Here is a 23,433-nt window from a genome sequence, read left to right on the forward strand (position 1 = left end):
CTCGGCCATGCCCGGCAGCGTGACGATCGGGAGGTGGGGCTCGTCGTAGGAGTACAGCGGGTAGATGTCGTCCGCGATCACGAGAAGGTCGTGGCGGCAGGCGATCTCGGCGATCGCGTCGAGCGTCTCGCGGGAGAAGCAGGCACCGGTCGGGTTGGTCGGCGAGTTGAGGACGAGCGCGCGCGTCCGGTCGGTGATCAGGGCCTCGAGGCGCTCCGGCGAGACCTGCCACTCCTCGTGCTCGTAGGTCGCAAGGGCCACGGGCACGCCTCGCGCGAGCCGGATCTGGTGCGGGTAGGGCGTGAAGTAGGGCTCGTGGATGATCACCTCGTCGCCGTCGTCGAGGACGGACTCGAGGGCGAGCCACATGCCGTGGCAGGCGCTGGTGGTGACCAGCAGGTCGCTGAGCGGCCGCTCGTGGGAGTACTCCTCGGCGTAGAAGTCGAGGATCGCCCGTCGCAGCTCCGGGTCGCCGTAGGTGTCGGTGTAGTGCGTGTGCCCGGCCTTGGCGTCGGCGGCGGCCGCGTCGATCACGCCGGCGTCGGTGGTCAGGTCGGGGTCGCCGAGCGCGAACGAGATCGAGTCCGGGTGGCGGCTCGCCAGGTCCACGGCCGAGCTCATCGGCGTGGACGGCGCCCCGCGATAGCGCGAGCTCACGAGCCGGTCGGGGTCGGCGGAGCCATCGGCCGTATGCCGTCCCCCGCCGCCTCGCGGGGCCGGGGTCTGCGAGGGAGCGGGCGTCATACGGGCAGCTCCTCGATGTCGGCGAGGTCGGGGTCGACGTTGGGGGCGATCTTGTCGTGGTCGACCAGGTGGACGACGACGTAGGACACGAGGCCGAGGGCCATGCCGATCATGATCGGGTAGTTGCCGCCGATGGAGTAGTCGGCCGCCCCGCTCACCCGGCCGTAGACCATGGTCGACGCGACGCCCAGGAAGCTGAGGGCGAGGCTGACCAGGCCGGCGCGCGGGCTCACCCGCTTGAGGACGAACGCCGCGAAGACCGGCACGAACACGCACCCGGACAGGAAGGCGTAGGACAGGTCGAGCGCCTTGAAGATGTCCTCGATCACGACCGACAGGGCGATGATGACCACGCCCAGCGCGAGGGCGATCCCGCGGTTGATCCAGACGTCCGTGGCGGTGTGCACGTGACCCTCGGCGTCGGTGCGGGCCTCGTCGATCTCGGCGTGCTTCTGCCCGCGCACGAAGCGCAGGTAGAGGTCGTTGTAGACGACGGTCGAGGCCGCGAGGATCGTGCCCGACGCCACGGACATCGCGGCGGCCATGGCGGCGGCGAGCAGCAGGCCGGCGATCCCCATCGGCAGGAAGCTCACGACGCCGACCTCGAAGACCAGGCCCGGCTTGTCGACCTTGATGCCGGCGGCGAGGACGGCCATGCCGAGCAGGACGGCCGCGAGGGCGTAGACGATCGAGTAGATGCCGGCGGCCAGGGTGCCCGTCTGGGCGACCCGTGAGCTCTTGGCGGTGAAGACGCGCTGCCAGATGTCCTGGCCGATCACCAGGCCGGGGACGTAGAGCAGGATCCAGTAGAGCGTGCCCATGCGGCCGTAGCCGCCGAGGTCCCAGTGCGAGGCGGGGACCTTGTCGATCAGGCCGCCGAGGCCCCCGACACGGTCGTCCGCCAGGATGAAGATCGGGGCGAGCAGCAGGATGCCGAGGGTCTTGATGACGAACTGCACGATGTCGGTCAGCGTCACCGACCACATGCCGCCGAGGAAGGTGTAGAAGACGAGCACGAGGCCGGCGTAGACCATGGCCAGGCGGGTGTCGATGCCGAGGATGCCCGCGAGGATCGACCCCATCGCGACGACCTGCACCACCGACAGCGCGACGGTGTAGATGATGGTGAGGACGGCGCCGAACACGCGGGCCGTGGCGCCGTAGTTGCGCTCGATGACCTCGTTGATCGACAGCGCCCGCAGCCGGTTGAGCTTGGAGCTGACGAGCATGCCCAGCAGGATCAGGCCCATCCCGAGCGAGCCACCGACCCACAGCCCGGCGATGCCGTCCTGGTAGCCCTTGCCCGTGCCGCCGACGGTGACCGCGCCGCCGACCGCCATCGCCGCCATGCACGCGAAGAACATCGGGAACTGCAGCCGGCGCCCGGCCACGAGGTAGTCCTCGCGGGTGCGCGCCATTCGCATCGACCAGAAGCCGATCCCGATCATGGCCAGGAAGTAGGCGCCGATGACGGCGAGGTCCAAGGGGTGCAGTGCCACGATGACGTCCTTCGGGAGGCCGGTTGGATCGTCATACGTTATCCCGACAGACCATGCACCTCGATCAGCGGGGCAGGAGACGCACCAGGACGATCGCGACCCCGAGCAGGGCGGCCGCGATGCGGATCAGCTTGGCGTTGGTCGAGGCGTAGGGCCACGCGAGGTAGAGGAGCCAGGCGACGAAGGCCACGGCGAGGCCGAGCAGCACCCAGCCGACCGGCCCGCCGACGATCGCGGCGATCACCAGCAGCGCGACCCAGACCACGGTGGTGGCCCAGCCGGGGAGCCGCGACAGGGCGGCGGCGGCGGGGGTGCTGGCGCGTTCGACGGACTGGCGCAGGGGGGTGGTCTCAGGCACCGCACCACCCTACCGACTAGATTTCGGTCCACGCCCCAGCATCGCTCGACCATCGACGACGTCCTGTCGCTGTGCAAGCGCCGGGGCTTCGCCTACCCCTCCGGCGAGATCTACGGCGGGACCGGCGCCTGGGACTACGGCCCCCTCGGGGTCGCCCTCAAGGAGGCGATCCAGCGTCAGTGGTGGCGGGCGATGGTGCAGCTGCGCGAGGACGTCGTGGGGCTGGACTCCTCGGTCGTGCTGCCCGCGGCCGTATGGCGCGCCTCCGGGCACGTGGACGCCTACACGGCACCGGTGCTGGAGTGCGAGCGCTGCCACGACGTGGCGGCGGTGCCGGAGCTGCGCCAGGCGGCCGGCGAGGAGGGGCTGCGCCTGGACGCGATCCCGTGCCGCGCCTGCGGCGCCATGGGCTCGTGGGTCGAGGCGTCCCCGGTGACGCGGCTGGTGTCGACCCGGCTCGGGGCCGGTGCGGCCGGGGGAGAGGCGCACTACCTGCGGCCGGAGCTGGCGCAGGGCGCCTTCCTCAACTTCGCCAACGTCGTGACCACCTCCCGGCGTCGGCTGCCGTTCGGGATCGCCCAGGCGGGCAAGGCCTTCCGCAACGAGCTGTCGCCCGGGGCGTTCCCGTTCCGCACGCACGAGTTCGAGCGGCTGGAGCTGGCCTACTTCGTGGAGCCGGGCGCGGCGGCCGGGTGGCACGACTACTGGGTGGAGCAGCGGCGCGAGTGGTACGTCGGCCTCGGGGTGGACCCGGCCCGCCTGCGCCGCACCGAGCGGCCCGCGGACGACCTCGCCCACTTCGCCACGCGGGGCACGACCCTGGAGTACCACTACGGCGACCCCGAGGCCGAGTGGGGCGAGCTCGAGCGGATCGCGGACCGGTCCGACGACGACCTCGCCCGGCACTCGCACGCGTCGGGCGCGGACCTGCGCTACTACGACCAGCGGACCGGTGAGCGCTACATCCCGCACGTGGTCGAGCCGGTCGCCGGCCTGACCCGCGCGTTCATGGCCTTCCTCGTCGACGCCTACGCCGAGGACGAGGCACCGACCACCAAGGGCGGGGTCGAGCAGCGGGTCGTGCTGCGGCTGCACCCCCTGCTGGCGCCGGTCAAGGTCGCCGTCCTGCCGCTGTCGCGCCACGCGGACCTCTCGCCGCTCGCCGCGGACCTCGCCGACCGGCTCCGGCGCCACTGGATGGTCGAGACCGACGACGCGCAGGCCATCGGGCGGCGCTACCGCCGCCAGGACGAGATCGGCACCCCCTACTGCGTCACCGTGGACTTCCACACGATCGGCGACCGGTCCGTGACGGTCCGGGACCGCGACACGATGCGGCAGGAGCGCGTGGGTCTGGACGCGCTCGAGGGCTACCTGGCCGAGCGCCTCGTCGGCTGCTGAGGCCCTCGTCCGATGTCGTTGAAACTGGCCATATCGGCTAATTCGTCCGTATTCACCACCTGACCCGGGCAGCTGTGCCATCGTTGATCCATGGCCCGACAGCTACGAGCACTGCACGACGCGGAGATGAGCTCCACGTCGGCCGAGGCGCGCGCCGCTGCCCTGCAGTACGTCCGCGTCGTCACCGGCTCCGCCCGCCCGCGGCCGGAGCATCGCGAGGTCTTCGAGGAGACCGTCCTCCAGGTGGCCGTCGCCACCCAGAAGCTCATCGACGGCATGGCGTCGGCGGCCGAGGTCGAGCGCTCCCGCACCCGTCGCGACGAGCGTCAGTCGTTCGACGCCGCCGGCTGACCGCACCACCGCCACCACGGAGCAGCAGGCCCGCTCGACGATCACGTCGGGCGGGCCTTCCCGTCATACGGGAATGGATCCCCGGGGTCGCCTGTTAGAGTGGTTGAACATTCAACCAACAGCGTGGAGGAGGACCCCATGCAGTTCGGCATCTTCTCGGTCGGCGACGTCACCACGGACCCGACCACCGGTCGCACCCCGACCGAGCACGAGCGCATCACGGCCATGACGCAGATCGCCCTCAAGGCCGAGGAGGTCGGCCTGGACGTCTTCGCGACCGGCGAGCACCACAACCCGCCGTTCGTGCCGTCCTCCCCGACCACCCACCTGGGCTACCTCGCCGCCAAGACCGAGCGTCTGCTGCTGAGCACCGCGACCACCCTGATCACGACCAACGACCCGGTCAAGATCGCGGAGGACTACGCGATGCTGCAGCACCTGTCGGGCGGTCGGGTCGACCTGATGATGGGCCGCGGCAACACCGGCCCCGTCTACCCGTGGTTCGGCAAGGACATCCGCCAGGGCATCCCGCTCGCGGTCGAGAACTACCACCTCCTGCGGCGGCTGTGGCGCGAGTCCGTCGTCGACTGGGAGGGTCGGTTCCGCACCCCGCTGCACGGCTACACCTCGACCCCCGCGCCCCTGGACGGCACCCCACCGTTCGTGTGGCACGGCTCGATCCGCAGCGCCGAGATCGCCGAGCAGGCGGCCTACTACGGCGACGGCTTCTTCCACAACCACATCTTCTGGGGCCCGGAGCACACCCGGCAGATGGTCTCGCTCTACCGCCAGCGGTTCGAGCACTACGGCCACGGGTCCGCGGACCAGGCGATCGTCGGGCTCGGCGGTCAGGCCTTCATGGCCGAGACCGAGGCGGAGGCCAAGCGTCGCTTCCGCCCCTACTTCGACGTCGCCCCCGTCTACGGCCACGGCCCGTCGCTGGAGGAGTTCACCACCGCGACCCCGCTGACCGTCGGCACGCCCGAGATGGTCATCGAGCGGACCCTCGCCTCGGCGGACTACGCCGGTGACTACCAGCGCCAGCTGTTCCTCATGGACCACGCCGGCCTGCCCCTCGACGTGGTGCTCGAGCAGATCGAGATCCTCGGCCGCGAGGTCGTCCCGACCCTGCGCACCGAGTTCGAGCGTCGTCGTCCGGCCCACGTTCCGAGCGACCCGCCCACCCACGCCTCGCTCGTGGCCGCCGGCCCCGAGTCACCGCACCACCTCGTCACGCCGACCGCCTCCCTCGCGTCGGCGGCCACCACGGAGGAGACCGTATGACGCGCCGCATCGTCGCCGTCACCGCCGGGCTCTCGCAGCCCTCGTCCACCCGCCTGCTCACCGACCAGCTCACCGCCGCCGTCACCGCCCAGGTGACGGCGCGCGGGGAGGCCGCCTCCGTCGAGGTGATCGAGGTGCGCGAGCTCGCGACCGACCTGGCGCAGCTGATGACCTCGGGCCTGGCCACGCCGCGGATGGACGAGGCGCGCGAGCTCGTCTCGTCGGCCGACGGCCTCGTGCTCGTGACCCCGGTGTTCAACGGGAGCTATGCCGGCCTGTTCAAGCTGTTCGTCGACGCCCTGTCGCCGGACTCGCTGACCGGGATGCCCGTGATCGTCGCGGCCACCGCCGGCACCGCCCGCCACTCGCTGGTCCTGGACTTCGCGATGCGGCCGCTGCTGACCTACCTGCGCGCCGTCGTCGTGCCCACCGGGGTCTTCGCCGCGACCGAGGACTTCGGCGGCGCCGAGGCCGGGTCGGGGCTGGCCTCCCGGGTGCGCCGCGCGGCGTCCGAGCTGGCCGCGCTGGTCGTGGCCGAGACCGGGGCCGTGGCGGGGTTCGCCGAGGGCTCGGCCGACCGGGACCGGTCGGACCGTGCCGCCCGCTCCTCCGGCGTCGGGCTCGCGCCGGTGACCCCCTTCGAGCAGCTGCTGGCGGGGCACACGGGCTAGGGTTCGGCCCATGGCTCACCCCCTCGCCCCCTGGTTGCGTCACGTCGTGCTGCCGGGGGCGGCGATCAGCGTCGGCATCGCCGCCCTCGGGCGCGTCATCGAGGGGCCGCTGCAGGGCTGGCCGGCCGAGGACGAGCTCAACCGCTGGTGCGTGCGTCACCGCACTCCCCTCGGCAACGCCCTCACCTGGGTGCCGTCCACGTATGCCGACACGCCCGCCACCATCGTCATGTCGCTGGTGTACGGCGGGTGGCTGTGGCGCGAGACCCGCAGCGTGCGCGAGACCGTCGCGCCGCTCGCCGCCATCACGATCGAGACGGTGTGCTTCATGAGCGCCGCTCGGGTGGTCGGGCGCGAGCGTCCCGACGTGCCCTGGCTCGACAAGCCCGCCCACACCTCGAGCTTCCCCTCGGGGCACACCGGCGCCACGACCGCGATGAGCCTCACCGTCGCGCACGCCATCGCCCGCCGGGACGTGCCCGGCTCGCGCGGTCTCGCGCGGGCCATCCGGTGGGGTGTCCCGGTGAGCGTCGCCGCGTCTCGCGTCTATCGCGGGATGCACCACCCCTCGGACGTCGTCGTGGGGTCGCTGCTGGGCGCGTGGACGGCGGGCGCCGTGCGGCGGGCCCTCGGCATACCGACGCTGTAGCCCTCTCCGGGCCACTGCCCGGCTGTCCAGACAGGAGGTCGCCGCCCGAGGCGCGTGGGCCGACGGGCGTGAGTCGTCTGCTCGTTGAGAGGCGACAGATGGGGGTTATGGAGGTCGGTTGACCCCCATCTGTCGCCTCTCAACGATGGGGCGGCGGGGCTGGTGGGGGTGATGCGGCGGGCGCTCGGCATACCGTCCCGTGTTGGCACCCGACAACGGCACCCGGCGCGGCCTGAGACAATCGACGGGATATGACTGCTGTCCTCCCGCCCCTCGTCATCGGCCGCCACACCTATGAGTCGCCCGTCGTGCTCGCCCCCATGGCCGGCATCACCAACCGTGCCTTCCGCCGCCTGTGCCGCGAGCACGGGGCCGCCGGGCTTGCGGCGGCGGGCACGCCCGGCGCCAAGCAGCTCTTCGTCTCCGAGATGATCACCACGCGCGCCCTGGTCGAGCGCGTCCCCTTGACGATGAAGCTCATCGAGATGGACGAGGACGAGTCTCCCCGGGGGATCCAGCTGTATGGCGTCGACCCGGTCACCGTCGGCCAGGCCGCCCGCATCATCGCGACCGAGGACCGCGCCGACCACATCGACATGAACTTCGGCTGCCCCGTGCCCAAGGTCACGCGCAAGGGCGGCGGCTCGGCGCTGCCGTGGAAGGCGGAGTGGTTCCGCGCCATCGTCCGGGCCGCCGTGCGCGAGGCCGCACCGTACGACATCCCCGTGACGGTCAAGATGCGGGTGGGGATCGACGCCGACCACGTCACCTATCTGGAGGCCGGCCGGATCGCCGAGCAGGAGGGTGCCTCCGCCGTCGCGCTGCACGGCCGCACCGCCAACCAGCACTACTCGGGGCAGGCGGACTGGTCCACGATCGCCCGGCTCAAGGAGGCCGTGACGACGATCCCCGTGCTCGGTAACGGCGACATCTGGTCCGCCGAGGACGCGGTGCGGATGGTGCGCGAGACGGGGTGCGACGGGGTCGTGGTGGGGCGCGGCTGCCTGGGGCGGCCGTGGCTGTTCGCGGACCTCGCGGCAGCCTTCGCCGGCGTGACCTATCGCGCGCGGCCGAACCTCGGCGAGGTGGGGGACACCATGCGCCGGCACGCGGCCTACCTCGCCGACTTCTACGAGGACGAGGGCAAGGCCTGCCGCGACATCCGCAAGCACATCGCGTGGTACCTCAAGGGATTTCCCGCCGGCCACGAGGTCCGCAACCGCCTGGCCCTGGTGGACTCCCTGGCCGCGCTGGACGAGCTGATCTTGACGCTGGACCCGTCGGTGCCCTGGCCGGACGAGGCCGCCGAGGGACCACGGGGGCGGGCGGGGTCGCCCAAGGCCGTGGCCCTGCCCGACGGGTGGCTGGACTCGCCGCAGATCGACGAGCGCCAGCAGCGGCTCATCGCCGAGGCCGAGCTGAGCGTCAGCGGCGGCTGATCATCGGGGGCGGGGGCGGGGGCGGGGGCTGCGGCATACGGCCTGGACCGCTCAGGCGCCGGTCTCGACCGGCCGGCTCGGGTCGGCGATGTAGTCGCTCCACGACCCCGCATAGACGGCCAGGTCGTCGCTGATGCCGACCGCCGCCGCGGCCAGGGCGACGTGGCAGGCCTGCACCCCGGACCCGCAGTAGACGCCGACGGTGCTGCCGTCGTGGACGTCGCGCCGGTGGAACCTGGCGAGCAGCTCGTCGCGCGGCAGGAAGCGCCCCTCGTCATCGACCAGCTCGAGCGCGGGCAGGGAGACGGCACCGGGGACGTGCCCGGCGACGGGGTCGACGGTCTCGTCCTCGCCCTTGAACCGGTTGGCCGGCCGGGCGTCGAGCAGCGTGCTGCTCTCGGCGTAGCGCAGCGCCTGGTCCGCGTCCAGCACGGTCAGGGCACCGGGCCCCACCTCGACGTCGCCTGGCTCGGGCGTGACCTCGCCGGTCTCCACGGGCAGGTCCGCGGCCTGCCACGCGCCCCAGCCTCCGTCGAGGACGCTGACCTCGGCGTGGCCGGCGTGCCGCAGGAGCCACCAGGCCCGGGACGCGGCGATCGAGCGCCAGTCGTCGTAGACCACGACCGGGCGGTCCCTGCGCACACCGGCGGCACGCAGCCCGGCCTGCAGCTGCTCGGGCCGGGGGAGCGGGTGCCGGCCACCGGCGCCGTCCGGGCGGATGTCGGCCAGGACGGTGTCCAGGTCCACGTAGGCCGCCCCCGGCACGTGGCCGGCGGCGTGCTGCTCGCGCCCGTCGGATCGACCCATGGCATAGCGGACGTCCAGGACGACGGGCCGATGCTCGACGGGGGCACGCAACGCCTCGCCGAGCTCGTGGACCGAGATCAGGGGCAGACGGGACAACGGCGTCGTGGTCATGGCGCCAAGCCTAGGCCTCGGGCCGCGTGGAGGGGTCTGTCGGTGGGGCGCCCTAGAGTGCTGGCTCAGAGGTGAGGAGGGGTTGATCGAGATGACGCAGCAGGGACATCCGGCCTACGAGGGGTATGCCGCGGCCGACCGTGATCGCTGGGTGGGCGAGGACCCGGCGCAGAAGTCGGGGGACCGGGACGACTTCGCCCGGGACCGGGCCCGGCTGGTGCACTCAGCGTCGCTGCGGCGGTTGTCGGCCAAGACGCAGGTCGTGCGTCCGGGGTCGAGCGACTTCGTCCGCAACCGGCTGACCCACTCCCTCGAGGTCGCCCAGATCGGGCGCGAGCTCGGCGGCGCGCTGGGGTGCAACGCCGACGTGGTCGACACCGCATGCCTGGCCCACGACCTGGGCCATCCGCCGTTCGGCCACAACGGCGAGCAGGCGCTCGACGAGATCGCCCAGGACATCGGGGGATTCGAGGGAAACGCCCAGACCTTCAGGCTCCTGGTGCGACTGGAGGCCAAGCGGTTCCACCCCGGCACCGACCGCTCGGCGGGGCTCAACCTGACGCGGGCCAGCCTGGACGCCTCGTGCAAGTACCCCTGGGGACGTGGCCAGGGACCGACCGTGACCCGCAAGTTCGGGGTCTACGACGACGACCTCGAGGCCTTCGACTGGGTGCGCGAAGGGTCGCCGACGAGCCATCGGTGCATCGAGGCGCAGACGATGGACTGGTCGGACGACGTCGCCTACTCCGTGCACGACGTCGAGGACGCCATCGCCTCCGGGGGCCTCGACGTGCGCGAGCTCCACCGCGGGGCGGCGGTGGAGCACGTCCTGCCGATCGCCCGGGACCGCTACGCCCGCGACGTCGAGATCGGGTCGCTGGAGGAGGCCTACTGGCGCCTGGTCGTGCCCCACCTGGTGCCGGTGACCTTCGACGGCGGGTCACGCCGTGACCTCGCGCGGCTCAAGGACCTGACCTCCCGCCTGGTGGGGCGGTTCGCCGGGGCTGCCGAGCGCGCGACGCGGGAGCGCTACGGTCACGGTCCGCTCACCCGGTATGCCGCGAACCTGGTCGTGCCCGAGGACGTGCGCGCCGAGGTCGCCGTCCTCAAGGCCATCGCGGCGCACTACGTCATGCAGACCCGCGAGCGCGTGGACCTCATGGTGCAGGAGCGCATCGTCGTCGCGGGGCTGGTCGAGGGCTTCCTCGCGGACCCCGAGGCCCGGCTCGACCGCGAGCTGCTCGCGGACCACCGGGCCGCCGAGACCGACGGGGAGCGGCTGCGGGTCGTGGTGGACCAGGTCGCCAGCCTCACCGACGCCCGTGCCCTCGCCCTGCACCAGGCCTGGCGCGGGTGAGGGTGCCTCGTGCGCTCCGGCATACGGCCTAGACTCGACCCGACGACGACGGGGAGGTGCAGGTGGCGCTGATCAAGCCCGAGGACATCGCGCAGGTCAAGGAGCGCACCTCGATCGAGGACGTCGTCCGCGAGCACGTCACCCTCCGCAGCGCCGGGCCGGGCAGCCTCAAGGGGTTGTGCCCCTTCCACGACGAGAAGACGCCGTCGTTCACCGTGCGTCCGGCCGTCGGGGCCTACCACTGCTTCGGCTGCGGCGAGGGTGGCGACGTCATCCGCTTCGTGCAGGAGGTCGACCACCTCAGCTTCGTCGAGGCGGTCGAGCGGCTGGCGGCGAGGTCCGGCGTGGAGCTGCGCTACGAGGACGGCGATGCGCCGCAGCGCGAGCCCGCCGGCAAGCGGCAGCGCCTGGTCGAGGCCCACCGCGTCGCGTCGGAGTTCTACGCCGAGGCGCTGCTGGCCATGCCCGAGGCGCGCGCAGGGCGAGACTTCCTGCGCGGCAAGGGTTTCAGCGGCAAGGACTGCGCTGTGTTCGGCGTCGGCTACGCGCCGCGAGGTGGCGAGCTGATCACCGACCACCTGCGCTCCAAGGGCTTCACGGACGACGAGATCGTCACGTCGGGCCTGTCGGCCCAGGGGCGGCGCGGGCCCTACGACCGGTTCCGGGGTCGCGTGGTGTGGCCGATCCGCGACGTCACCGGCGACACCGTCGGCTTCGGCGCGCGGCGCATCTTCGACGACGACCGGATCGAGGCCAAGTACCTCAACACGTCCGAGACGCCGATCTACAAGAAGACCTCCGTGCTCTACGGCCTGGACCTGGCCAAGCGCGCCATGGCCCGGGACCGGCAGGCGGTGATCGTCGAGGGCTACACCGACGTGATGGCCTGCCACCTCGCCGGGGTCGAGCAGGCGGTCGCGACCTGCGGCACGTCCTTCGGCGTCGACCACATCAAGACGCTGCGGCGGATCCTGCGCGACGAGGCGGGACAGTCGCCGGCCAAGGTCATCTTCACCTTCGACGGTGACGCCGCCGGGCAGAAGGCCGCCATGCGGGCCTTCGCGGAGGACCAGCGGTGGGCGTCGCAGAGCTTCGTGGCGGTCGCGGACGCCGGGCAGGACCCCAACGAGCTGCGGCAGTCCGGCGGCGACGACGCCGTGCGGCACCTCGTCGAGGACGCCGTCCCGATGTTCGAGTTCGCCGTCCGCACCACCATCGGCCGGTTCGACCTGGAGACGGCCGAGGGCCGGGTCATGGCGATCCGGTCGGTCGCGCCGATCATCGCCGGGATCCGCGACCAGGGCCTGCGCCCGGAGTACATCCGGACCGTCGCGGGCTGGCTCGGTGTGACGGTGGAGCAGGTCGCCCACGAGGTCACCACCGCAGGGCAGGCCGCCACCCGGGTGCCGGTCTCCCCACCCGCGCACGCCCAGGCCCCCGAGGCGACGCAAGACCCCCGCAGCACGGCCCTGCCGAGGCCGGACCTGCGCGACCCCGTCGTCTTCGCCGAGCACCAGCTCCTGCAGTGCCTGCTGCAGTACCCCTCGTTGTTCGACCCCGAGGAGGTCGACGGCCTCGCGCCCGAGGCGATGGTCGCACCCGCCTACCAGCTCGTGCTGCAGGCGGTGCACGAGGCAGGGGGACTGTCGACCGCCGTCGCCGTGTCCGGGCAGGCCTGGACGACCGCCGTCACCGAGCACGCCGACGAGGAGGTCCGGCCGCTGCTGCACGAGCTCGCCGTCGCGCCCGTGCCCACCCGGCTCGACGCGTCCACCGGCATCCCCAGCCGGCGCTACACCGACGAGCTGATCCGTCGGGTGCGCGAGGTGACGCTCCGCCGGCGCATCGCCGACGCGATCAGCGCGCTGCAGCGCATGGACCCCGCCCAGCCCGGGGAGTCCCGCGCCCTCGGCATCCGCATCCAAGGGCTCCAGCGCGAGCTCGCCGTCCTCCGATCGGAGATGTCCTGATGGTGTCCTGGCCCAGGCGCGCCACGCAGCACCCCAAGCCGACGCTGTCGCGCACCGACCTCGACCGGCTCGGCCTCACCAGGCGGGACCGGGTGCTCGCCGTGCTGGAGTCGCCCTCGTCCGAGCTGCGCCTCGTCATCACCCAGCACCAGCTGGTGCTGCTCCCGGACGCCGGGACACCGGTGGCCCGCCCCTGGCACCTCGTGGACCGGGGCTCCTGGTCCCGCGAGGACGAGGCGCTCACGGTCACGTGGGTCGACGGGCCCGAGCCCTGGCGGTTCGTGCTGCCGCAGCCCGACCCCACCGCCCTCGCGGCCCTGCGGGAGCGGGTCCAGGCCAGCGTCATCACCCATCACGACGTCAAGGTCGCCCACGGGCGGGGGAGCGTGCGGGTGGTCGTCCGGCAGGAGCTGGCGACCCGTGAGGTGCTGGTGCAGACGCTCTACGGCCAGGGCGTCCCGGCTGGCGATCATGTCGTGCAGCGCGCCGTGGCGGCCGCCACCGCGGAGCTGCGCGACGCCGTGGGGCTGCCGCCGGAGGAGTGAGGGCTGCCGCCGGAGGAGTGAGGGCTGGGGCCGAGGCCGAGCGTCGGCCGTCGCGCTCAGGCGCCGCGCGCGATCCGGCGCATGGCAGCGACGTAGCGCCGGGTGATGCCGCGCTGCACGAGCCGCGTGACCGGACCGCCGGCGCGGGACCACCACGTCGCGGGTCGGGACCGGGCCGTGATCGTGAGCCACACCCGCGGCTCGCCGTCCGCCGGACGCCCCTCGACGTGCCCGGCCGCGCCACCGCCGGCACTGCCTGCGTCGTTGCCCTCGAGCTCGACCAGGAAGGTCTCGGTGCCCATCTCCGGGTGGCCCGGCAGGGCGTCATAGGTGAACCCCGTGCGCGTCGGGCCGCGCCATACGCGCGTGACCACGACCGGGGCCCTCAGCGACATCCTGCCGACGCCCAGGCGCAGGACCGCCCGGGTGTCCGTGCGGACGACGTCGTCAGGGGAGTCCACCGCCAGGCCGGCGCCCCGGTGCATGCCCCACGACATCAGGCCGGCCGAGGCCCGCTCGAACACCTCGCGCCCCACGCCGAGGAGCACGCGCTCGTCGACCCGATCCCACCCGTCCATGCCGGTCTCCTGTCCCTTGCGGCTAGCCCAAGACCGGGTGCCCGCCCGGTGAAGCCATGACGACGCACGGGTGCCAGGCGGATTCGGTCGCGCGCAGAGTTGCTGCTAAAGTCTCTCTCGCGCCGCACGCGGTGCGGTCCCCTGTAGCTCAATTGGCAGAGCAGCCGGCTGTTAACCGGCAGGTTATTGGTTCGAGTCCAATCGGGGGAGCAATGGAACCCCTTGTCCTGCAAGGGGTTTCGTCGTTTGAGTGTATTTCGTGCACCACGACCGTGCACCGCAGCCGGAGCAGCTGCCGCGGGGGGTTGGATCAGTCGGTGTCGCCGAGCAGATCCCAGAGGTTCCCCCAGGGGTCCCGGACGACAGCGACGCGGCCGTACGGCTCCACGCGGGGTGGCCGGACGAGCTCGCACCCGGCCTGTCCGACAGCACGCAGGACGCCGTCGAGGTCCCGGACCCGCAGGAACAGGCCGACCCGGCCGGCGAACTGCCGACCGATGGCCGAGGCCTGCTGCGGACCGTCGGCGCGAGCCAGCACCAGACCGGCCCCTCCGTCGCGGGGACGCACGACGACCCAGCGCTTCGAGCGACCGTCGGTGGTGATGGCAGGACGATCCTCCACCAGGTCGAAGCCCAGCGTGCCGGTGAAGAACGCGATGGCCTCGTCGTAGTCGTCGACGACGAGGGAGAACAGCTCCAGGGTCACCCCGCCATGCTAGGGAGCCCCCATCGAGGTGCCGTCAGGCCCCGGAGCAGCCCGTGACGGGTGAGGGTGGCGCGGGAACGTCCGCGACGACACCTGTCTTCACGAGCTGGTCGGCATACAGCCTGGACCACGATCCGTCCTTGATCGACTCCTCGAGAGCGGTCTTGACCCGTCCGCACAGCTCGGCGTCCTCGTCATTGACGCGCAGGTAGTAGTCGATCGTGCCCATCTCGGCCCCGACCACGCGGATCGTGCCCTTGAACGGCGCTTCTGAGGCGTAGCCCCGCAGCGCCAGGCCCTCGTCGCTGACCGCGTCCACGGTGCCCTGGCGCAGCTCGGTGAGGCAGGTCGACAGGGTGCGTCGATAGGCCAGCCGGGCACCGGGGAAGGTCGAGGCCGCAGCGCGGGCCAGGTGGGTGCCGTCCACGAGGCAGACCCGGCGGCCCACTAGGGACCGGGGGGTGACCTCATTGCGCTCACCCGCGCGGACGGCGATGTCCTGACCGCCGCGCAGGTAGGGCCCGACGAGGTGGACGCCCGTGGGGGGAGTGGACCCGGTCGCGTAGGCCGCGACGAGCAGGTCGTAGGGGACCGCACCCTTGGTCGGGGTCGCGCGTGGCTCCGGGACGTTGCTGAGCGTGAGGTCCTTCTTGCCGGGGTAGCCGAGCCGGGCGCCCAGGTCGCGGGCCAGCTCGCTCTCGAAGCCCGACTGGTCCCGCAGCACCCGCAGACCGAGCCCGGGGCGGTCGAAGGAGACCCCCACGACCAGGGAATCGCTGCCGCACGCCGCGGTGGCCAGGGCAGCCACCGTGGCCACGGCCAGTCCCGCGGTGCGTCGAAGACGCGGTCGTGACGTGCGGGGCATCGCGGTCCTCTCCTCGGTGATCGAGGCCAACCTATCGGCCCTCGCGCACGAACCCCGCACGGCAGGCCGGAACCGACCACGCCGGCACCCCCGGACGGGCATCATGTGCTCATGAGCGAGCACAGGCACAGCGGGTCGGCCTCCGGCGGCGACGTGGGCGACCGGATCGAGGACGTCGCGGAGAAGGCCGGCGATCACCCCGCCACCAGGGCGGCCGTCCGGACCGGCTACGCGGTCAACGGCCTGCTCCACCTGCTGATCGCCTGGATCTGCCTGCAGCTCGCGATGCTCCACGCCACGGGTGACGCCGACCAGTCGGGCGCCCTGGCAGCCCTGTCGCAGCACACCCTCGGCCGGGTGGCGCTGTGGCTGGGCGTCGCGGGCTTCCTCGGCCTCGCGCTGTGGCAGCTGACCGAGGTGATCGTCCCGGGGCTCGGCGGCGACAGCTGGCAGTCCCGGCTCAAGGACGGCGCCAAGGCCGTGGTCTACGCGATCCTCGCCTGGTCGGCCTTCGGGTTCGCCCGCGGCACCGGGTCCTCGGGCAAGCGGCAGGTGCAGGGCTTCACCACGAACCTGCTCGGGGCGCCGGCCGGACGCCTGCTCGTCGCCGCGGTCGGCCTGGGGATCATCGGCGTCGGCATCTACCACGTGGTCAAGGGGCTGCGGCGCACGTTCCTGCACGACCTCGAGGAGGACCCCGGTCCGGTCGCGGTCTACGCCGGGATGCTCGGCTACCCGACGCGCGGGATCGCGCTGGCGGTCGTCGGCGGACTGTTCGTCGCGGCGGCGATGGCGAACTCGTCGTCGCGGACCAACGGCCTCGACGGTGCGCTGCGCTTCCTGCTCGACCAACCCTACGGTCGGGTGGTCGTCGCGTTCATGGCTCTGGGATTCGCGTCCTTCGGGGTCTACTCGTTCTTCAGGGCGCGGCACGCGGACGTATGACGGGGGCGCGGCCTCAACGGCCGTAGTCCACGGGCAGCACCTCCAGGCGGTCGAGCGGGAACGGCTGGTGCCGGCCGTCGCCGCTCCCGTTGAGCGCCTCCCACCCGCTGCCGACCCGCAGGAGCCCCGGGTAGGGGTCGCCCGAGAACGCCGAGGCGTTCTCCGCGCGGAAGCTCACGGCACCGCTCGTGTCCCACACGATCAGGCCGTACTCCTGGGCCGCGCGGGCGATGGTGCGGGCGGTCGGCGTGAGCCCGAGGGAGTCCACGTCGAGGTCGGCGGGCAGGCGCAGCCGTTGGCCCTGGCGCAGCACCACCTGGCCGCGCGGGTTGCGCCCGTCCGACCGCACCGCGGGCCAGGAGTGGGCGGGGGCGGCGGCGGCATACGGGACGGCCACTCCGACGACGTGGTCGATCCGCCCGCGGCGCAGCTCGTCGGCGCGGATGATCCCGCCCGCGAAGGGCAGGCCGGTGGCGGTCGTGCCGATGGGGAAGGGGAAGACGCCGTCGCTGCGCGAGGCGGCCTGGATCGACCCGCCCCCGCACGCGGTCCACGACCCGTCCGCGCCGCGGGTCAACCGCCACAGGTCGGTGTAGCGGTCCGTGGCGGGATCGTGCAGCGCCGCCTCGTGGTCGCTGCCACCGGCCGGGCGCAGGTCGTCGGGGATGCGCAGACCGCGCAGCGACTCGGCGACGCGAGGATGCAACCGGCACCCGGGCGCGGCGCGGACGTCGTGGACGGGGTCGGACGGGGTCGTGGTGACCAGCGGCGGGGTGTAGTCGTGCGTGTTGAGCGTGACGTTCGGCAGTCCTGGCCGGCCGTGCTCGACGGCTGCGGCGCGCAGGTCGCGGACGATGGCGCTGCTGCGGGGGTCCGTGGGGGTGGAGGCCGGGAGGCGGGAGTACCAGAACGAGGAGGGGGCGAAGACCCGGTGGGGGACCGGAGGTCGACGCGCCGCCGGGCTCGCGGTGGCGCTCGCCGTCTCGGACTCGCCAGGCGTCGGGGTGCCCGAGCAGGCGGCGAGCAGCGCGGCCGTGGCCAGACCGACGACGAGGGCGGCGCGCGGCGGCATACGACTCCCGACTCTCGAGGCGACGGGCCGCCACCGGGGTGGGGCCACGTGGGGATCGTCTGCAAGCCTGGCACAGCCGGCTGATCGGCAGGTGAGGACGCGACAGGGTGGCCGAGGAGGGCCGACGTCGGTCAGAGCGAACCGACAGCGGCGAGACGTCCGTACGGGTAGGGATTCTGCGCTGAGGCCAGACCGCCGTTGACCGGTCGGTCACGACTTAGGGGGGGCCGACGCCGCGGGAGGCCCAGCCCCACGACACGGTCGTGCACGAGGATCGGGACGAGGGCTGGACAACTCGTCAACCACCCACCCAACGGGGGTATGACGGGCACAGTGAGACACCTCGTCGTGCCGTGCATCAGGTAGGCCGGGTCGGGCTTGAACCGACGACCGACGGATTATGAGTCCGCTGCTCTGACCGACTGAGCTACCGGCCCTGGGTCCGCGGGGGCGAACCCTGTCACCCTACCGTCAGCGACCCACCCCGAGCGGCGACATACCGGCCGGTACCCGACGTGGTTCGTTCTAACTCGTCACCTCGGTATCGCTACGCTGAGTGAGCGACTTTCTGGAGATGGTTGCTCTCAATGGGTGGTAGATGGTCACTTCACGTCATGTGATGTCACAGAGTGTATGAGCCCCCTAGCTCATGAAGGTGCCCGCATGCCTGCCTCCCCCCTCATCACCAGGCTTCTCACGCGCACGATCGGCCCCACGCCCCCTCCTCGGCCGGCGCCCCGTCCCACACCCACGCCCAAGGTCGTGGCGCCGGACCCGCGACTCGTCCACGCCGTGCCGCCCGTCGCGACGTCCGTCCACGCGCCGAACCTCCCGCTGCGCACCACCCCCGCCTGGCACCTGGCTCGCCGAGCCGCCCAGGCACCCACGGCGGCCATGGTCGCCGACATCGAGCGGATGGGCACCCGGGCGTGGATCGCGCAGCAGCTCGACCCGGCCTCGATCCCCGACCCGACGTGGGACGGCATCGTCCAACGGTGCTTCCCCTGGCTGAACCTGACCAACAAGCAGGTGCAGGACCTGACCGGCGGCAGCTTCCGCGGGAGCCCGGTCATGGCCCACGCGAACGCCGCCCGGCCGCTGTTCACCAACCGTGTGCTCTGGGAGAACGTGGTGACGATGTGGGGCGACCTGCTCTACGTCCCCTACCGCAGCAAGGCCGACAGCTTCACGCTCGAGTACGACTGGAAGGTCCTGCGTCGCCACGCTTTCGGGCGGTATGCCGACCTCCTGCACGCCGCGGTCACCCACCCGGCGATCCTGCACAACCTCGACAACGACGCCAACTCCCGGGACAACCCCAACGAGAACCTCGGCCGCGAGATCCTCGAGCTCTACAGCGTCGGGGTCGGGAGCTACACCGAGACCGACGTCCTGCAGTCCGCGCTCCTGCTGACCGGGCACTCGGTCGACTGGAACACCCGCGCCTACGCGTATGCCGACTGGGCCCACCACGTGGGGCCGATCAGGATCATGGGCTTCAGCCACGCCAACGCCACGTCCGCGGGCGGGCCGGCGGCGCTGCGGGCCTACACCGACTACCTGGCGCGGCACCCGGCGACCGCGCGCCGCCTGGCGCGCGTCATCGCCACGCGGTTCGTCTCGGACACGCCCAGCGAGGCCCTCGTGCAGACCCTGGCCGCGACCTACCTGGCGTCGGACACAGCGATCGTGCCGGTGCTGCGGAGGCTGTTCGACCACCCGGAGTTCTGGGCCTCGGTCGGCAACAAGTGGTCCCGGCCGGCCGAGCTGGCCGCCAAGGGCGTCCGCGCGTCCAAGCCCACGGGCTACGCCTTCGCACAACCCATCACCACCAACCCGTGGGCGATGAGCAACTACTTCTGGTTCCTCTACCAGTGCGGCCACGCGCCCCGGGACTGGCCTCGGGTCGACGGCTACCCGGACGACGCCGACGCCTGGCGCAGCACCATCGCGACGCTCTCGTCGTGGAACGTCATGCACGCCCTGGCCTGGGGCTGGGGTGACGGGCCGACCTACCCGGACGAGGCGGACCAGGACCCCGGCCAGGGCCTGCCGCACTGGCACACCGCCCTCGGCGTCAAGGCCGGCGACCGCGTCCTCGCGACGGCTCGGCGGATCACCTTCGCCCTGACCGGCTACGTCTGGCGCGAGCAGGACATCGCCCCCATCGCGTCCTGGCTGTGCAGCTACGGGGAGCGGCCGGCCACGGCGTCGGACGTCCTCACCGACTACCAGGCACGCGGCTGGCTGCGCGAGGCCGTGCGCCTGATCCTGGCCAGCCCCTACTCCTTCCTGCGCTGATCGGAGATCATCGTGACCACCCCCAGCACGCCCAGCAGCCCCAGCAGCCCCAGCGGCCCCAGCAGCCCCAGCGGCCCCGGCGGCCGTCGCCGGAGCTCCGGTCCGCGCGCCACGGCGCCGGGCGCCCCCGACCCCTACGCGCCCCTCGTCCACGACGACCTCGTCACGCCGATGCACCACCACGACGAGTCCCGCAACCACCTCGTCGTGCGCACCGACGACGGGCCGCGCGTCATGTCGCCCACCGACGCGGCGTCATACGTCGAGCACGTCCGACCGCCCGCCTGCCCGCACGAGGTGGCCGAGGCCGCCGGCTGGCGCGGCCCGCTGCGGCGTCGCACCGTCCTGCAGGGCGCGGCGCTCGGCTTCGGGGCGCTGCTGGCGGAGTCCGCCGTGCCGCGCTACGCGTTCGCGGAGACGGCGACCCAGCGCGACCTGCTCGTCGTCATCTTCGTCCGTGGCGGGGCCGACGGACTCTCGCTCGTCCCACCCCTCCAGGACAGCGCCTACCTCGCGGCCCGCCCGACCATCCGGGTGACCTCCTCCCAGGCCCTGCCGCTGGACGGCAAGGTGGGCCTCAACCCCGCGATGAAGGGCCTCAAGGCGTTGTACGACGCGGGAGACCTCGCGGTGGTGCTCGGCGCGGGCAACCCGGCGGTGCGACGCTCGCACTTCGAGGACATGAACGCCATGGAGTGGGCGGCCCCCGCCAACATGCGCTCCGGGTGGCTGGCCCGGCACCTGACCACGAGCGGTCCGACGACCGGGACCGTCCGGGCCATCACCCGGGGGTCGCAGGTCGCCCTCTCGCTCAGCTCCCCCAGCATGGAGACCCCCGCCGTCGCCGAGCTGGCGAGCTTCGGGCTGCAGCCGACCTACACCACGGACGGCACCACGCGCGAGCGCATCACGACGATCATCGACCAGATGTACGCGCGCGCCGGCGGCGGCGCGGCGCTCACCGCGCGCTCGACCCTGGACGCCGTCGCCCGGCTCGCGGACCAGCGTGCCATCGCCGCCGCGGGGAAGTACGTCCCGGCGAACGGCGCTGCCTACCCCGACACGACCTTCGGCAAGGGCATGCGCGACATCGCGCAGATCGCCAAGGCGGGCCGGGGGCTCGAGGTCGCCTGCATCGACAACGACGACTGGGACATGCACCGCAACCTCGGCCTGGCGCAGGACACGAACGGTTGGATGTGGCGTCGGGCCGCCGACCTGTCGGCGGGGATCGCCGCGCTGCGGGCCGACCTCGGCGACCTCTGGCAGCGCACCACCGTCGTCACGATGAGCGAGTTCGGCCGCCGCGTCCAGGAGAACGGAGACCAGGGCCTGGACCACGGGCACGGCAACGTGATGTTCGTGGCCGGCGGGGGAGTGAACGGCAAGAAGGTCTACGGCACGATGCCCACGCTCACGACCGCCAACCTCGTGGAGGGTGACGTGCCGATCACCACGGACTACCGCCAGGTGCTCAGCGAGATCATCAGGGCCCGCCTGCTCAACGGCGGCTCCCTCGGCACCATCTTTCCCGGGTTCACCCCTCGGACCACCCCGCTCGGCGTGGTCTGAGGGCGGCCCTGGTCGCGCGGCGGTGTGTCGTTCACCCGGAAGGCCTGGCGCGACCAGCCATGATGGGGCATGATTGACGACGCAGCGTGACCAAAGCTCTCCTGGGTCCCGAGGTCGTTGGGGAAGACGTCCCTCGCACACAGGAGGTCAGGATGTCCGTTGCAGCCGATCTGCACAGGGGTGGCGACGCCACCCCGACGACGCGAGGCGTGGTGTTCGTCCACAGCGCCTCTACCGCCCTGTGCCCGCACGTGGCCTGGGCGCTCGAAGGGGTGCTCGGCGCCGCCGTGACCCTCGACTGGACGAGCCAGCCCGCTGACGCGCGCCTGATGCGCACCGAGGTCAACTGGGTCGGGCCCGCTGGCACGGGCGCCGCCCTCGCCAGCGCGCTGCGCGGCTGGGACTCCCTGCGCTACGAGGTCACCGAGGACCCGAGCCCCGGGTGCGACGGCTCGCGCTGGTCGCACACCCCCGACCTCGGCCTGCACCACACCTGGATCTCGGCGAGCGGTGACGCCGTCGTCAACGAGGACCGGCTGCGGCACGCGATCGCGCAGGCCCAGGGTGATCCGCGGGTGCTCGGGGAGGTCGTCGACCAGATCTTGGGCGCCCCGTGGGACGCCGAGCTCGAGGCCTACCGCGAGGCCGGCGACGGTGCGCCGGTCCGCTGGCTGCACAAGGTCGGCTGAGTCGCGCCCCGGCACCCGGGCGGTGTGCGCGTCCGGGTGCCGGAGGCCGTATGACGAAGGGCCCGACCTCTCCCGTGGTGGGAGCGGTCGGGCCCTTCGCCGTCATACCGGCGATCGACACCGTCATACCGGCGATCGACACCGTCGGACCGAGGATCGGCCGTCGGACCGATGACCGACGTCGTCATACCGCCGATCGACATTGATGCCGACGAGGGTGCTGCGACTGGGCCGGCCGGTGGTCAGCCGACGCTCTTGACCACCAGCGCGACGTTGGCGCCACCGAACCCGAACGAGTTGTTGAGCGCCGCGAGGTCGCCCTCGGGCAGGGCTCGCGCCTCGCCGGTGACGACGTCCAGCTCGATCTCGGGGTCCTTGGACTCGAGGTTGATCGTCGCCGGGATCGTGCGGTCACGCAGCGCCAGCAGCGTCAGGACGGTCTCGAGGGCGCCGGCCGCTCCGAGGAGGTGACCGGTCATCGACTTGGTGGCCGTGACGGCGATCTGGGAGGTGTGGTCCCCGAACGCCCGGTGGATGGCCCTGGTCTCGGCGACGTCCCCGACCGGGGTGGAGGTGGCGTGCGCGTTGACGTGGCAGATGTCGGTCGTGGTCAGGCCGGCGTCCTCGATGGCCTCCAGCATGGCCCGGGCCGCGCCACGACCCTCGGGCTCGCCGGCGGTGATGTGGTAGGCGTCCGCCGACGCGCCGGCACCGGCGATCTCGCCGTAGATGCGGGCGCCGCGCGCCGTGGCGTGCTCCTCGGACTCCAGCACGAGCAGGGCCGCGCCCTCGCCCAGCACGAAGCCGTCCCGGTCCTTGTCGTAGGGACGGGAGGCGCGCTCGGGCTCGTCGTTGCGGGTCGACAGGGCCTGCATGGCGGCGAATCCGGCGACGGGCAGCGGGTGGATGGCGGCCTCGGTGCCACCGGCGACGACGACGTCGGCCTTGCCGCTGCGGATCAGGGCGAGGGCCTGGGCGATGCCCTCCGCGCCGGACGCGCACGCGCTCACCGGCGTGTGGGCGCCGGCGCGTGCGGTCAGCTCGAGCGAGACGGCGGCCGCGGGGCCGTTGGCCATCAGCATGGGCACAGCGAGGGGGAAGACCCGGCGCGGGCCCTTCTCGCGCAGCACGTCCCACTGGTCCAGCAGGGTCTGCACCCCGCCGATCCCGGTGCCGAGGCACACCGCGAGCCGCTCGGGCTCGACCTCGGGGGCGCCGGCGTCGGCCCAGGCCTCGCGGGCGGCCACGAGGGCGGCCTGGGTGCTGGGGTCGTTGCGACGGACCTCGACCTTGCTCAGGACGTCGGCGGTCGGGACGGCCAGGGTCGCGGCGAAGGTGACCGGCAGCTGGTGCTGCGCGACCCAGTCGTACGGCATGGGGCGGGCGCCGGATCGGCCCGCAAGGATGGCGTCCCAGCTGTCCTGGACGTTACCGCCGACGGGCGTCGTGGCACCGAGACCGGTGACGACGACGCGGCGGCTGCTCGAGGTGGTCATCTCGCTGCTCCTTGGTGGATGAG

General features: G+C 72.6%; 22 protein-coding genes and 2 tRNA genes. 14 read left to right on the forward strand and 10 right to left on the reverse strand.

Annotated features, from left to right (window positions below):
- The 3 genes from B2P18_RS16155 to B2P18_RS16165 form a co-directional block, all read right to left on the reverse strand.
- Positions 1–744: aminotransferase class I/II-fold pyridoxal phosphate-dependent enzyme (locus B2P18_RS16155; RefSeq protein WP_286961577.1), on the reverse strand; the 744-nt coding region annotated here is incomplete at its 3' end.
- The gene (locus B2P18_RS16160; RefSeq protein ID WP_286961578.1) at positions 741–2,243 is read right to left on the reverse strand and encodes a sodium:solute symporter family transporter; all 1,503 of its coding nucleotides are present in this window, start codon (positions 2,241–2,243) and stop codon (positions 741–743) included. The genes B2P18_RS16155 and B2P18_RS16160, both read right to left, overlap by 4 nt.
- Positions 2,244–2,307: 64 nt before the next feature.
- Positions 2,308–2,601 (reverse strand): DUF6703 family protein, encoded by a 294-nt coding sequence (locus B2P18_RS16165; protein WP_239266125.1) that lies wholly within the window; start codon positions 2,599–2,601, stop codon positions 2,308–2,310.
- 51 nt (positions 2,602–2,652) lie between these two features.
- Here B2P18_RS16165 and B2P18_RS16170 point away from each other — a divergent pair, with 51 nt between their 5' ends.
- The 6 genes from B2P18_RS16170 (at position 2,653) to dusB (ending at position 8,396) form a co-directional block, all read left to right on the forward strand.
- The gene (locus B2P18_RS16170; RefSeq protein ID WP_286961598.1) at positions 2,653–4,002 is read left to right on the forward strand and encodes a glycine--tRNA ligase; all 1,350 of its coding nucleotides are present in this window, start codon (positions 2,653–2,655) and stop codon (positions 4,000–4,002) included.
- A 90-nt stretch (positions 4,003–4,092) separates the two neighbouring features.
- A complete protein-coding gene (locus B2P18_RS16175; protein WP_286961579.1) occupies positions 4,093–4,353 on the forward strand; it encodes a DUF2277 family protein in 261 nt (86 codons plus the stop codon).
- A gap of 138 nt (positions 4,354–4,491) precedes the next feature.
- Positions 4,492–5,637 (forward strand): LLM class flavin-dependent oxidoreductase, encoded by a 1,146-nt coding sequence (locus B2P18_RS16180; RefSeq protein WP_029212421.1) that lies wholly within the window; start codon positions 4,492–4,494, stop codon positions 5,635–5,637.
- Positions 5,634–6,308 (forward strand): CE1759 family FMN reductase, encoded by a 675-nt coding sequence (locus B2P18_RS16185; RefSeq protein ID WP_239266119.1) that lies wholly within the window; start codon positions 5,634–5,636, stop codon positions 6,306–6,308. The genes B2P18_RS16180 and B2P18_RS16185 overlap by 4 nt, the downstream gene beginning before the upstream one ends.
- Positions 6,309–6,318: 10 nt before the next feature.
- Positions 6,319–6,957 carry a phosphatase PAP2 family protein gene (locus tag B2P18_RS16190; protein WP_286960454.1) on the forward strand — a complete coding sequence of 213 codons (639 nt, stop codon included), beginning with the start codon at positions 6,319–6,321 and terminating at the stop codon, positions 6,955–6,957.
- A 251-nt stretch (positions 6,958–7,208) separates the two neighbouring features.
- Positions 7,209–8,396: a tRNA dihydrouridine synthase DusB gene (gene dusB / locus B2P18_RS16195; RefSeq protein WP_286961581.1), complete on the forward strand. Its 1,188-nt coding sequence runs from the start codon at positions 7,209–7,211 to the stop codon at positions 8,394–8,396.
- Positions 8,397–8,447: 51 nt separating this feature from the next.
- On the opposite strand, the gene B2P18_RS16200 is transcribed toward dusB, so the two are convergent.
- A complete protein-coding gene (locus tag B2P18_RS16200; protein ID WP_286960458.1) occupies positions 8,448–9,314 on the reverse strand; it encodes a sulfurtransferase in 867 nt (288 codons plus the stop codon).
- Between the two features lie 91 nt (positions 9,315–9,405).
- On the opposite strand from B2P18_RS16200, the gene B2P18_RS16205 reads away from it, so the two are divergent.
- From B2P18_RS16205 to B2P18_RS16215, 3 genes are read left to right on the forward strand one after another with little or no spacing between them, the layout of a single operon-like run.
- Positions 9,406–10,671, forward strand: coding sequence for a deoxyguanosinetriphosphate triphosphohydrolase (locus tag B2P18_RS16205; protein WP_239263670.1), 1,266 nt, complete (start codon positions 9,406–9,408; stop codon positions 10,669–10,671).
- A 56-nt stretch (positions 10,672–10,727) separates the two neighbouring features.
- On the forward strand, positions 10,728–12,641 hold the full coding sequence (gene dnaG / locus B2P18_RS16210; RefSeq protein ID WP_414630889.1) for a DNA primase: 1,914 nt from the start codon (positions 10,728–10,730) through the stop codon (positions 12,639–12,641).
- Complete coding sequence (locus B2P18_RS16215; RefSeq protein ID WP_286961583.1) at positions 12,641–13,186, forward strand: hypothetical protein; 546 nt, start codon at positions 12,641–12,643, stop codon at positions 13,184–13,186. Before dnaG ends, B2P18_RS16215 begins: the two co-directional genes overlap by 1 nt.
- Before the next feature lie 56 nt (positions 13,187–13,242).
- On the opposite strand, the gene B2P18_RS16220 is transcribed toward B2P18_RS16215, so the two are convergent.
- Positions 13,243–13,764 (reverse strand): DUF1990 family protein, encoded by a 522-nt coding sequence (locus tag B2P18_RS16220; RefSeq protein WP_286961584.1) that lies wholly within the window; start codon positions 13,762–13,764, stop codon positions 13,243–13,245.
- A 137-nt stretch (positions 13,765–13,901) separates the two neighbouring features.
- Here B2P18_RS16220 and B2P18_RS16225 point away from each other — a divergent pair.
- Positions 13,902–13,974: transfer RNA gene (locus B2P18_RS16225), tRNA-Asn, on the forward strand.
- 100 nt (positions 13,975–14,074) lie between these two features.
- Here B2P18_RS16225 and B2P18_RS16230 read toward each other — a convergent pair.
- A complete protein-coding gene (locus B2P18_RS16230; protein ID WP_286961586.1) occupies positions 14,075–14,470 on the reverse strand; it encodes a VOC family protein in 396 nt (131 codons plus the stop codon).
- Positions 14,471–14,504: 34 nt separating this feature from the next.
- Entirely contained in the window at positions 14,505–15,335 is an 831-nt protein-coding gene (locus B2P18_RS16235) for a transporter substrate-binding domain-containing protein (protein ID WP_286961587.1), read from the reverse strand.
- Positions 15,336–15,446: 111 nt separating this feature from the next.
- On the opposite strand from B2P18_RS16235, the gene B2P18_RS16240 reads away from it, so the two are divergent.
- A complete protein-coding gene (locus B2P18_RS16240; protein WP_286960466.1) occupies positions 15,447–16,280 on the forward strand; it encodes a DUF1206 domain-containing protein in 834 nt (277 codons plus the stop codon).
- A 13-nt stretch (positions 16,281–16,293) separates the two neighbouring features.
- Here B2P18_RS16240 and B2P18_RS16245 read toward each other — a convergent pair whose 3' ends face one another.
- On the reverse strand, positions 16,294–17,352 hold the full coding sequence (locus B2P18_RS16245; protein ID WP_286961588.1) for a hypothetical protein: 1,059 nt from the start codon (positions 17,350–17,352) through the stop codon (positions 16,294–16,296).
- 363 nt (positions 17,353–17,715) lie between these two features.
- Positions 17,716–17,789 (reverse strand) — tRNA-Ile (locus B2P18_RS16250).
- A gap of 226 nt (positions 17,790–18,015) precedes the next feature.
- Here B2P18_RS16250 and B2P18_RS16255 point away from each other — a divergent pair.
- The 3 genes from B2P18_RS16255 (at position 18,016) to B2P18_RS16265 (ending at position 21,914) form a co-directional block, all read left to right on the forward strand.
- The gene (locus B2P18_RS16255; protein WP_286961590.1) at positions 18,016–19,653 is read left to right on the forward strand and encodes a DUF1800 domain-containing protein; all 1,638 of its coding nucleotides are present in this window, start codon (positions 18,016–18,018) and stop codon (positions 19,651–19,653) included.
- A gap of 12 nt (positions 19,654–19,665) precedes the next feature.
- The gene (locus B2P18_RS16260) at positions 19,666–21,225 is read left to right on the forward strand and encodes a DUF1501 domain-containing protein (RefSeq protein WP_286961592.1); all 1,560 of its coding nucleotides are present in this window, start codon (positions 19,666–19,668) and stop codon (positions 21,223–21,225) included.
- A 152-nt stretch (positions 21,226–21,377) separates the two neighbouring features.
- Positions 21,378–21,914, forward strand: coding sequence for a DUF3145 domain-containing protein (locus B2P18_RS16265; RefSeq protein WP_029212729.1), 537 nt, complete (start codon positions 21,378–21,380; stop codon positions 21,912–21,914).
- 242 nt (positions 21,915–22,156) lie between these two features.
- Here B2P18_RS16265 and fabF read toward each other — a convergent pair whose 3' ends face one another.
- On the reverse strand, positions 22,157–23,410 hold the full coding sequence (gene fabF / locus B2P18_RS16270; protein WP_286961593.1) for a beta-ketoacyl-ACP synthase II: 1,254 nt from the start codon (positions 23,408–23,410) through the stop codon (positions 22,157–22,159).
- Positions 23,411–23,433: the final 23 nt, after the last annotated feature.

It is taken from the genome of Arsenicicoccus sp. UBA2120 (genome assembly GCF_002330965.1).
Taxonomy (GTDB): domain Bacteria; phylum Actinomycetota; class Actinomycetes; order Actinomycetales; family Dermatophilaceae; genus Arsenicicoccus; species Arsenicicoccus bolidensis.

What these genes read in the sequence shown, in the direction of transcription:
- B2P18_RS16175 (WP_286961579.1), top strand. Translation starts at nt 4,093, where the DNA reads ATGGCCCGACAGCTACGAGCACTGCACGACGCGGAGATGAGCTCCACG.
- B2P18_RS16180 (WP_029212421.1), top strand. Translation starts at nt 4,492, where the DNA reads ATGCAGTTCGGCATCTTCTCGGTCGGCGACGTCACCACGGACCCGACC.
- B2P18_RS16185 (WP_239266119.1), top strand. Translation starts at nt 5,634, where the DNA reads ATGACGCGCCGCATCGTCGCCGTCACCGCCGGGCTCTCGCAGCCCTCG.
- B2P18_RS16190 (WP_286960454.1), top strand. Translation starts at nt 6,319, where the DNA reads ATGGCTCACCCCCTCGCCCCCTGGTTGCGTCACGTCGTGCTGCCGGGG.
- dusB (WP_286961581.1), top strand. Translation starts at nt 7,209, where the DNA reads ATGACTGCTGTCCTCCCGCCCCTCGTCATCGGCCGCCACACCTATGAG.
- B2P18_RS16200 (WP_286960458.1), bottom strand. Translation starts at nt 9,314, where the DNA reads ATGACCACGACGCCGTTGTCCCGTCTGCCCCTGATCTCGGTCCACGAG.
- B2P18_RS16205 (WP_239263670.1), top strand. Translation starts at nt 9,406, where the DNA reads ATGACGCAGCAGGGACATCCGGCCTACGAGGGGTATGCCGCGGCCGAC.
- B2P18_RS16215 (WP_286961583.1), top strand. Translation starts at nt 12,641, where the DNA reads ATGGTGTCCTGGCCCAGGCGCGCCACGCAGCACCCCAAGCCGACGCTG.
- B2P18_RS16220 (WP_286961584.1), bottom strand. Translation starts at nt 13,764, where the DNA reads ATGGACGGGTGGGATCGGGTCGACGAGCGCGTGCTCCTCGGCGTGGGG.
- B2P18_RS16235 (WP_286961587.1), bottom strand. Translation starts at nt 15,335, where the DNA reads ATGCCCCGCACGTCACGACCGCGTCTTCGACGCACCGCGGGACTGGCC.
- B2P18_RS16240 (WP_286960466.1), top strand. Translation starts at nt 15,447, where the DNA reads ATGAGCGAGCACAGGCACAGCGGGTCGGCCTCCGGCGGCGACGTGGGC.
- B2P18_RS16245 (WP_286961588.1), bottom strand. Translation starts at nt 17,352, where the DNA reads ATGCCGCCGCGCGCCGCCCTCGTCGTCGGTCTGGCCACGGCCGCGCTG.
- B2P18_RS16255 (WP_286961590.1), top strand. Translation starts at nt 18,016, where the DNA reads ATGCCTGCCTCCCCCCTCATCACCAGGCTTCTCACGCGCACGATCGGC.
- B2P18_RS16265 (WP_029212729.1), top strand. Translation starts at nt 21,378, where the DNA reads ATGTCCGTTGCAGCCGATCTGCACAGGGGTGGCGACGCCACCCCGACG.
- fabF (WP_286961593.1), bottom strand. Translation starts at nt 23,410, where the DNA reads ATGACCACCTCGAGCAGCCGCCGCGTCGTCGTCACCGGTCTCGGTGCC.